The following is a 523-nucleotide window of genomic DNA, read 5'->3' as shown; positions in this document are numbered from 1 at the left end:
ACCTTTGCGCGTTCGGCTGATGCTTTTGCGCCGCGCTTGTCGAGCGGATGGAACTCGACATCGGGAAAGGCTATGCCGACTCGTTCACCATAGCGGTCAAGCAGCAGCAACTCGGCCGGTGTGTGATCGGCCGGCACACGGACCCAAATCTTCTCGTACTGGTAAGCCTGCAATTCTGGGCATGTCCAATGACGGCCATCGACCGATATCGCACCCTGAACAACCGACCGCTCTTCGGTTCGCGCACATGCCGCGCACTTCATCGCGGCTCATCGCAGTCGGCGCCCATCCGGCCTCAAGGTATTTTCGGAATGTGGCTTCAGGTGAGAGACCTTTGAGCGCGCTCTTCTTGCCCTGCGCAGTGTGATTATAGGTGCGCACGAAGCCTTCTAAGGCCGGCACCACATCTTCGAATGCGCCGAACGGAGCCACCGTCCTGCCGATAGCCTCCTGCTTCTTGCTCATTCGGTTGCCGCCGATGTGGCCACGCGCCGTGCTGAAATAGCGCGTCTCCAGGTCGCCG

The 523-nt window shown here is 60.2% G+C and carries 1 protein-coding gene; it reads right to left on the bottom strand.

The window, feature by feature from the left end; all coding sequences use genetic code 11:
• Window positions 1-96: 96 nt before the first annotated feature.
• Window positions 97-523 (bottom strand): hypothetical protein (locus CKW40_RS43580; protein ID WP_210200213.1); only part of this gene is annotated, 427 nt, incomplete at its 5' end.

This window comes from Mesorhizobium carmichaelinearum (assembly GCF_900199455.1).
Taxonomy (GTDB): Bacteria; Pseudomonadota; Alphaproteobacteria; order Rhizobiales; family Rhizobiaceae; genus Mesorhizobium; species Mesorhizobium carmichaelinearum.
This window is presented reverse-complemented; position numbering and strand designations above follow the sequence as displayed.